This window comes from Mesorhizobium sp. M1E.F.Ca.ET.063.01.1.1, from assembly GCF_003998155.1.
Taxonomy (GTDB): domain Bacteria; phylum Pseudomonadota; class Alphaproteobacteria; order Rhizobiales; family Rhizobiaceae; genus Mesorhizobium.
Genome location: NZ_RZSC01000221.1, coordinates 1 through 8398 on the forward strand (window position 1 = coordinate 1; position 8398 = coordinate 8398).

Sequence of the window (8398 nt, forward strand, 5' to 3'; positions counted from 1 at the left end):
TGCCGGCGCTGACATAGCGCTCGGCCATCATGCGCATCTCGTAGGCCGTCCATTTCGGCATGAAGCTCGCCATGTTCTGCTCGAACGCGCCGGGATCGTCGCCCCCATAGGCCACCGGGCGACCCAGAAGGTCCGACCAGATCTTAGCCACGTCGGGGCCGGTCAGCGTATCGGGGCCAACCACGTTGATGGTCTCGATCGGCAGCTTGCCGGGTGCGGAGTCGCGGCGGATCAGCTCGATCGCGGCTACTTCGGCGATGTCACGGGCGTCGACCATGGCTACGCCCTTGCTGCCGATCGGCATCGGATAGACGCCGTGCTCCACGATAACGTCCTTTACCATCGACTCGTTGTCGATGAAGTAGGTCGGACGCAAGATGGTGGCGCTGAAGTCCATCTCCACCAGCATGCGCTCGGCGCCGAACTTCACGGCGAAATGCGGGACGTTCACCGCCTGATCGGCTTCGAACACCGAGAGATAGACGACACGGTCGACGCGCGCTTCGCGAGCAACGTTGAGCGTGATGATCGCCTGGGCAAATTCGTCACCCGTGACGGCATTGAGTAGGAAGAGCGTGCTCACGTCTTTGAAGGCGCCGCGCAGTGCATCGATGTCGAGGAGATCGCCCTTGGCGACGTCGACACCGGTCGGGAAGCTGGCTTTCGCGGGGTCGCGGGTCAGCACACGCACCGTCGCGCCGCGCTGAAGGAGTTGGTCGACGACATGGCGGCCGACGCGGCCGGTGGCACCTGTAACGAGGATGGTCATTGGGGGTCACTTTCTGTTTGAGTTAAAAGGCACACTCAAAATGAGTGATCCACATACATCCCGATAGATGGTATGTTTGGACAGATCGTCTCATTGGTGGAACAGAAAAGAACAAAATCGTGGATCTTCTCGCTCTTGCCGACTTCAATCTGGTGGCCCGCCACGGCGGGTTCGGAAAGGCCTCGCGTGCCGCAGGCCGGCCAAAGGCGACTCTTTCCAGACGCGTGGCCGATCTCGAGGCAAGTCTTGATCTGCGCCTGTTCGAACGTGGTGCGCGGACGCTCAAGCTCACGGAGGAGGGACGAGCCCTGTTTGAACGAACGGGCTTTCTGCTCACAGAACTTGATGAGACGGCGAAAGCGATCGCTTCGGGCGGCCATAGCCCGCGTGGCCGGCTACGCATCAGCGCGCCACTGCTCTTTTCTCAGACCGCGATCGGAAAGCTCGCGGCCGGCTTCGTCCTTAGATACCCGGAGGTTCGGTTGGAGATCACCACGGAAGACAGGGCCGTGGACATGATCGAAGAAGCCTACGACCTCGTCATCCGGGTCAACCCGGAGCCGGATGCCACCCTTGTTGGGCGAGTGTTCCTGCGCGATCGGCTGGTGGTGGTGGCCAGTCCGCACCTGACGCCCCCAGCCTCGGGAGGTCTCGTTCCCGCGATCAGTCGAGGCTCGTTGAATGAGTCCGAAGCCTGGCAAGTCACGACCTCGTCTGGCAAGTCGACGATTAACGCCAAGCCAGTGCTCAGCCTGGCGTCGTTCGTCATGGTCAGGGATGCGGTGCGCATGGGGCTCGGCGCCGCGCGCCTCCCGTTGTCGCTTGCAACCGGCGATTTGGCTGCCGGCACGCTAGTGCATTGGGGGGATGTGTCAGGGCCCGAGACGGCGCTTTGGGCCCTTTATCCCTCGAGGCGTTTGCTCAGCCCCCGCGTGTCAGCGTTCCTCGACTACTTGAAGGAAGCCTTCCCGCAGGGGACGGCTGATGAATTGGCAGCCTATGTCGCGGACTGAACAATTCGGCCGACCTTCCCTATGAACCCACCTCTGCAGCGATCAAAACGGCGAACAAGACAAGCGGAGTAAGTGGGAAAACTCCCGGTGGCGCAGCACGCTCAACACCGCAGCCGCCATGGTGACGACCGTTGGTGCCAGCGCAACGCGTGTTTCTGACCCGAGAATCTACGAAGCAGACCGACCGCTTTCGGTCCCATTTCGGTCATCTCCGAGATCCGGAAGATTGGACCTGCGGCGGGGCCAAACTCTCCCCGTTGTGCGTTGCCCACGTGGGCAACGCTCAACCTTCGTTTTTGAAGCTCGTCCGCCGGAAACTAGCGTTTCGCATTGTTCTGCCCCGAAAATCTGCGGGATGTGGCGACATGGTTTTGCCCAAACTCGGGTTCTCAGCGCTTACGCCGCTCAGCCCTAAAGAACTTCAGGCAAGCAAAGCGTAGGGCTAACTTCTTGATGCGCAAAGAGAAATTGGCGCACCCGACAGGATTCGAACCTGTGACCTCTGCCTTCGGAGGGCAGCGCTCTATCCAGCTGAGCTACGGGTGCTTCCCGGGAAACCGGAAAACGAACCGGCCGATGAGCCGGCCAGCCACGGCTTCTTAGCGGAAGCCGCCCCGGGCTTCAACGGCCAAGTGCCTCATATGTGAAATCGCTGCGCGATCCGGCCAACATATCCGTTTGAGCCGAGGCAACTGCCGCTGTTCAGCTAACCCGGTCGAGACTTCCGGCTTTCCGCAACCCGGTTGGCCTTGAGGAACTGGCGGACGGAAGGCGCGGGGTTGCGCTGCCGCCATGCCAACCAATAATCGATCGTGTGCTTCCACCACGGCAGCGACCTGAGGACCAGGCCCGGAGTTTCGGCGCGCGCGATGCTGGCTTGCGCGAAGGCGCGCCCGGCGCCGGCCTCCACGAGACCGAGCAGCGCCGAGAGCTGCGCAACTTCATAACGGATGTCGGGATGAAACCCGGCATTTGAGCATTGCTGCAGGAACCGGTCGCGCCAATACGCGTCGCCTTCTCTTGGAAGTGCCACCCACGGGCTTGCCTCAAGATCGCTCGGGGTGATCGATCGCCTCGAGGCCAGGTTGTCCTCCGTGGATACGACAAGCCTCATGCTGTCGGACAGCAGCTTGCTGCTGGCAATGCCGTCGGGCCATTTGCGCGGCGTGTAGAGGATTGCGATATCGAGCTGATTGTTTGCGAGTGCGCTGAGCTGGGTTTCCGTGCTGGCGGCGACAAGATCGACGACAAGTGACGGAGCATGAAGCCGGAGGTTCCGCAGATGAGCGCTGAGAACCCCGCCTTGCATGGCGCCATCGACGTAGCCAACGCGGATACGCCCGCTCTCACCGCTCGACAGCGCGCGCGCATGGCGGACCAGGCCATCCGCCTGGGCGACGACGGCCCTCGCGTCTTCGGCCACTGCCGCGCCGATCGGAGTTAGGGCAATCCGTTGGCGTTGGCGGGCGAACAGTTCGACGCCGAGCTCGGCCTCCAACTCGCGTATCGCACGACTCAGAGGCGGTTGCGAGATGTGCAGCCGTTGCGCCGCGCGTGTGACGTGCCCGCAATCGGCGACCGCTAGGAAATAGCGCAGGTGCCGAAGCTCCATTTCATACCCGCCAGGTATCAATCAGATCCAAATCGGTCTTTGACTGTATCAATTCGAAGCGCGACCTTCCAGCCTTGATTGATCGTAGACGGGAAGCCTGATGAAAGCTGTCGTGTTTGATAGGCCCGGAGTTGCTGAGGAGGTTCTCAAGAATAGGGACATGCCTGTTCCCGCATGCGGCCCCCGGCAGGCCCTCGTGCGCGTCACGGCTCGCGTTGTCCAGCCGGCCGACTGGCTCTTCGTCGCCGACAAATATTCGACGAAGCCGTCTTATCCGCAGGTCGCCGGATTCGATGGGGCCGGCATTGTCGAGGCGATCGGCGCTGACGTGCGTGAGCTGGAGGTAGGGCGGCGCGTCGCATTCCGAAGCCCGGGCGCCTGGGCCGAATACGCACCCGTGCCGGTCGAGCGTATCTATCCGGTTCCGGCCGAGTTCGCGCAACGGCTCTCCGACGATATCGTCTGCCAGTTTCCGCTCAATCCGCTAACCGCGTGGGGCCTCTTGGACCTGGCCTCCGTCAACGCCGGGGAGCGGGTGCTTCTTACCGCGGCGCGGTCCGTCGTCGCCGCCGTGGCCGGTCAATTGGCCCGCGAGCGAGGAGCCGTCGTCGAAAGGCTCTATCGCCATGACGGGGGCTATAAGCTGCGCGATTGGGAAAACCGGACGATAAGCATCGGCGATAGCGTCGCCGATGCGCTCGCGGACGCCAAGCCGTACGACTTGATCCTCGATCCCGTAGGGGGGCCCGACACGTTGGCCCTCATCGCGCGCGCCGCGCAAGGGGCAAGCCTGTTTTCCTACGGCGTTCTCGACGATCGCCCGATCGAGATCAAGGCATCGACCTTGCTTTACAAAGCGCTGCGCTGGCGGGGCTTCGCCGTAAGTGTCTGGCAGAACAAGGCAAGCGCCGAAACCTTGGCCACTGCCGCGAGGGACTGCTGGTCCATCCTTTCGCGATATCCCGAAAAGCTGCCCGTCGTCGCCCGATATCGCCTCGAAGAATTCGCTATGGCGTTGCCTCGCGCCCGGACGAGCGCGGGCGAAGGCAAGGTCGTGCTCATCTGATTTGCGACGGAGCAAGCGCGGTGCCTGACACATTCAACCCGGCTATCGGCAAGTCGCCGCGGGCATGCTTCAACGGCCAATTCGGATGGTGGCATATTAAGGCACCGGGACGGTGGCACGAGCTCCGGCATCAGAAGGTCAGGCGTCGGTGGTCGAGGCGGCTTGCGGACCTGCCCCGGCTTAGCGCTTACTGATGCCGGGGCGCGGGCCTCACCCCTCCGCCCCAGCCTTCGCCACTCTCCTCCGCACCCCCCTTGCCGCCCGCTTCTGCTTCTTCGCGGTCAGCTCGTGCATGGCGTCGAGCTGCATCTGCTGCATTTCGGCCAGGCGCTGCCATTGGCGCGAGATGAGATAGTCGAGCTTTTCGTGCAGGTGCCGCACTTCCAGCTCGGCCTTGAGGTTCACCCGGTAGTCGTTGAAGGAGCGCAGCCGGTCTTTGGCTTCCTGCCGCTTCTGGCTCATCATGATCACTGGCGCCTGGATGGCGGCGATGCAGGAGAGCATGAGGTTGAGCAGGATGAACGGGTAGGGGTCGAAGGCGCTCGTCGCGCCCTCGGCGAGGTTGAGGCCGATCCAGATCAGAAGCACGGCCGCGAACGAGATCAGGAACCACCAGCTGCCGCCGAACTCGGCCATGGTGTCGGAGACGCGGTCGGCAAACGAGCGGTGCTCCTCGAATTCCTCTTCCGAGTTTTCCGAGATCGTGTCCTGTCTCGCGATCGATTCCACCACCTGGCGGTCGAGCTCGGAGAATTCGCCGTGCTCCTGCTGCAGCAATTCCTCCATATAGCGCATGCGGTAGCGGGCGAGCTCGGCGCGGCTGACGCGGGCGCCGCGCGGCAGGTCCGGATGGTCGGCGCGGATGCGGTCGGCGAGGCTGGGCCTGAGATCGTCGATGCGCACCAGGTCGCGCTTGCGGAATTTCCGGCCGCTGATCGCCGACGGTTTTTTCTTGGGCTTGGCCCTGGTCGCGCCGGGCGGGGTGGGCTCCGAATCCGGCACCTCCGGCGCTTCGAGGACCTCGTCGGCCGCCTCATGCGCGTCTTCCGGAACGGTGGCCGCCTCGAGATATTCGCCGCCGCTTTCGTTCTCGTCGTCTGCTTGCTTCTGCGCGGATGCCTTGGGATCGCCGGCCATGCTCAGTGCTCCTGTTCTCGGCTTTCGAGTACGATACGCCAAGCCGGCGCGGCATATCCATCGTGACTGTGAAGGTGGTGTGACCGAACAAGTTCTTGTGATGGGCGGAGCGCGAGCCGCTTCGCCGGCCGCCGCGTACAATTGTCGATGGCGGCGCAGCCCCCGCTCCGTCTCGGGCTTCGCCCGAGCCACCTCTCCCCCATTTCATGGGGGCGAGGAAAGCCAATCGCTGAGGGCGCGACCTTTGCAAACTTGGATTCCTCGCCCCCGCGAGAGCGGGGGAGAGGTGGCTCGGCGAAGCCGAGACGGAGCGGGGGAGCGCCATCCGCGATTGTCCGCCGCTTCTGGGGACAGGCCCGGAGAGAGGAATTGAGCTGCGCCCGGATGCGTTTGCGGGAAGCCCGCTGGAGCAATCGTCTCCGGCGGCTGGCCTTGATCCGAATCAAGCCGCCCTCTGTGGTTGGCCTGCTAGCAAAACTATATCGGGGTGACCGGTCAGGCGCCCGCCACTTGGGGCGCGCGCGTCGCCCCGCATGAAGAGGGATCCATGTACAAGCACATTCTCATCGCCACCGACGGTTCGGAGCTCGCCGGCAAAGGCGTCGCCCACGGCCTGGAACTCGCCAAGGGCCTCGGCGCCACTGTGACCTTCATCACCGTCTCCGAGCCGTTCCCGACGCTCGCCTGGGGCGGCGCCATGGCCGGCTATGTCGCCGGCGACGAGCTCACCTACTATGAGGAAAGCGCACGCAAATATGCCCGCGAGGTGCTGGACAAGTGCAAGGCCGACGCCGACGCGCTCGGTGTGCGCGCGAAGGTGCTGCATATCGAGAACAGGACGCCCGCCGAGGCGATCCTCGACACGGCCCGCACCGAGGCCTGCGACCTCATCGTCATGGCCTCGCACGGCCGCCGCGGCCTCGGCCGGCTGGTGCTCGGCAGCCAGACGGCGGAGGTGGTGTCGCTGACCGAGGTCCCGGTGCTGGTGGTGCGGTAGGGCACGTCGATATTCAGCCGCCCTGCGAATGGCGGCTTCCTGCGCTCCGGCCGGCACAAGGCGAGATAGGTAGCGTTCCTTCACACCCCCCCTCTGTCCTGCCGGACATCTCCCCCGCAAGGGGGGAGATCAGATGTCACGCCAGCTTTCGCCAATCACCAAAGTGCGAATTGAGTGCGCCGGCCTCACGTCTGCCAATCTCCCCCCTTGCGGGGGAGATGTCCGGCAGGACAGAGGGGGGTGCTGTCCCGCCGGCGTCTCAGATTTTCTCCACCGCCGCGACGCTCTATTGCGCCGGCAGCAGTGGCGAACTGGGCGAGGCCAGATCCGGCGACGGCAAATCGGACGCCGCCAAACCCGGCAGCGACGAACTTGGCGCCGTCGTGCCGGGCGCCGGCACACCCGGAAGCGGCGAGGCCGGCTGCTGCCCGGCATACATCAGCTGCGTCTTCGCATCCGCCACCGTCGCCGTAAGACTCCGCTGGATCAGCGCCTCGACATGGTCGTTGCGCTGGCGCGCGCTTTGGGCGCCCATCACCACCACGATCAGGTGCCTGCCGTCGGCATTGTAGGAGGTGACGATGTTGTAGCCGGAGGCGCGGATATAGCCGGTCTTGATGCCGTCGACGCCGCGCACCCGTCCCAGCATGTCGTTGTGGCCGCGCACCAGCCGGCCGCGGAACATGAAGTCGCTTTCGGAAAAATAGTGGAAATGCTGCGGAAAGCGGTGCTCGAGCGCGATCCCCAGCACCGCCATGTCGCGCGCTGAGGTCACCTGGCCGTCGTCGGGCAGGCCGCAGGCGTTGCGGAAACTGGTGCTCGCCATGCCGAGCTGGCGGGCCTTGGCGGTCATCATGCCGGCGAACTGGTCCTCGCTGCCGCCACCCAGATATTCGCCGACAGCCACCGCCACGTCGTTGGCCGACTTCACAACCATGGCGCGGATGGCGGAATCGACGTCGATCGTCTCGCCGCGCCGGAAGCGCAGCTTCGTCGGCGGCTGCGAGGCGGCGTGGTCGGAAACCGGGATCTGCGTCTCCTTGCTCACGCGGCCGCTCTCCAGCGCCTCGAACAGCATGTAGAGCGTCATCATCTTGGTGAGCGAGGCGGGGTAGCGCTGCGCCGTCGAGTTCACCTCGAACAGCGTCTTGCCGGTCGAGGCGTCGACCACGATCGCCGCATATTTCTGCGGCTGAGCCGGGACGGCAAGCACGCTTTCCGGCGGCGCCGCGGTGGTGCAGCCGGCAACCAGCAGCAAAAACGCAAAAGCGACGAGTAATTTATGGAGGAGAAGCAAGGGACGGGACAAGACTGTTCTAAAACTGTTGCTGAGATGCGAGGACGCTAACGTAACGCATGTGCCGCGTCCAACTGGTTAATGGCGATAACAAGGCATTTGCCCAGGTTTTAAAGGCTTGCGCCGTCGCCGACGCTGCCAATCTCCCCCCTTGCGGGGGAGATGCCCGGCAGGGCAGACGGGGGTGCTGTCCCGCCGACCTGTCAGTAAGCAGAGCTATATCCTCAGGCGGAGCCTCGGTTTAACATGGCTCAACTCGAACCGCCGCGATCCTTCACACCCCCCTCTGTCCTGCCGGACATCTCCCCCGCAAGGGGGAGATCGGATGCTGCTTAGGCTTTCGCCAATCGGCAACGTTGCAGCGGATGGGGCCGTCCGCACCGGCTCAGCCCCCGCTTTGCCATCACCACCCCCTTGCCGCTATGATGCACGCGGCTTGGATTTGGGGGGAATGGCATGTCGGAAATCGCCACGGGTACGACCTCGCTGCTGCGGGCATCGCTCAGC

Annotated in this window: 7 protein-coding genes and 1 tRNA gene; 3 read left to right on the top strand and 5 right to left on the bottom strand. The window is 64.0% G+C overall.

Features of this window, described 5'->3' with window-relative positions:
* Window positions 1-769 (bottom strand): NmrA family NAD(P)-binding protein (locus tag EOA29_RS17090; protein ID WP_127221179.1); only part of this gene is annotated, 769 nt, incomplete at its 3' end.
* A 119-nt stretch (window positions 770-888) separates the two neighbouring features.
* Between EOA29_RS17090 and EOA29_RS17095 the strand changes: the two genes are divergently transcribed.
* Complete coding sequence (locus EOA29_RS17095) at window positions 889-1782, top strand: LysR substrate-binding domain-containing protein (RefSeq protein WP_126090761.1); 894 nt, start codon at window positions 889-891, stop codon at window positions 1780-1782.
* 469 nt (window positions 1783-2251) lie between these two features.
* Here EOA29_RS17095 and EOA29_RS17100 read toward each other — a convergent pair.
* Window positions 2252-2328: transfer RNA gene (locus EOA29_RS17100), tRNA-Arg, on the bottom strand.
* A gap of 160 nt (window positions 2329-2488) precedes the next feature.
* Window positions 2489-3394 (bottom strand): LysR substrate-binding domain-containing protein, encoded by a 906-nt coding sequence (locus tag EOA29_RS17105; RefSeq protein WP_126090760.1) that lies wholly within the window; start codon window positions 3392-3394, stop codon window positions 2489-2491.
* A 160-nt stretch (window positions 3395-3554) separates the two neighbouring features.
* Between EOA29_RS17105 and EOA29_RS17110 the strand changes: the two genes are divergently transcribed.
* Complete coding sequence (locus tag EOA29_RS17110; RefSeq protein WP_189350422.1) at window positions 3555-4460, top strand: alcohol dehydrogenase catalytic domain-containing protein; 906 nt, start codon at window positions 3555-3557, stop codon at window positions 4458-4460.
* Between the two features lie 210 nt (window positions 4461-4670).
* Here EOA29_RS17110 and EOA29_RS17115 read toward each other — a convergent pair whose 3' ends face one another.
* Complete coding sequence (locus EOA29_RS17115; protein WP_126090758.1) at window positions 4671-5597, bottom strand: DUF1003 domain-containing protein; 927 nt, start codon at window positions 5595-5597, stop codon at window positions 4671-4673.
* Between the two features lie 547 nt (window positions 5598-6144).
* On the opposite strand from EOA29_RS17115, the gene EOA29_RS17120 reads away from it, so the two are divergent.
* Window positions 6145-6594, top strand: a complete 450-nt coding sequence (locus EOA29_RS17120; protein ID WP_126090757.1) for a universal stress protein — start codon at window positions 6145-6147, stop codon at window positions 6592-6594.
* 286 nt (window positions 6595-6880) lie between these two features.
* Here EOA29_RS17120 and EOA29_RS17125 read toward each other — a convergent pair whose 3' ends face one another.
* Window positions 6881-7903, bottom strand: a complete 1023-nt coding sequence (locus EOA29_RS17125; protein ID WP_126090756.1) for a D-alanyl-D-alanine carboxypeptidase family protein — start codon at window positions 7901-7903, stop codon at window positions 6881-6883.
* Window positions 7904-8398 lie beyond the last annotated feature (495 nt).

Excerpts from the sequence above, each read along its gene's own strand:
- EOA29_RS17105 (WP_126090760.1), bottom strand. The coding sequence starts at position 3,394 with ATGGAGCTTCGGCACCTGCGCTATTTCCTAGCGGTCGCCGATTGCGGG.
- EOA29_RS17110 (WP_189350422.1), top strand. The coding sequence starts at position 3,555 with ATGCCTGTTCCCGCATGCGGCCCCCGGCAGGCCCTCGTGCGCGTCACG.
- EOA29_RS17120 (WP_126090757.1), top strand. The coding sequence starts at position 6,145 with ATGTACAAGCACATTCTCATCGCCACCGACGGTTCGGAGCTCGCCGGC.
- EOA29_RS17115 (WP_126090758.1), bottom strand. The coding sequence starts at position 5,597 with ATGGCCGGCGATCCCAAGGCATCCGCGCAGAAGCAAGCAGACGACGAG.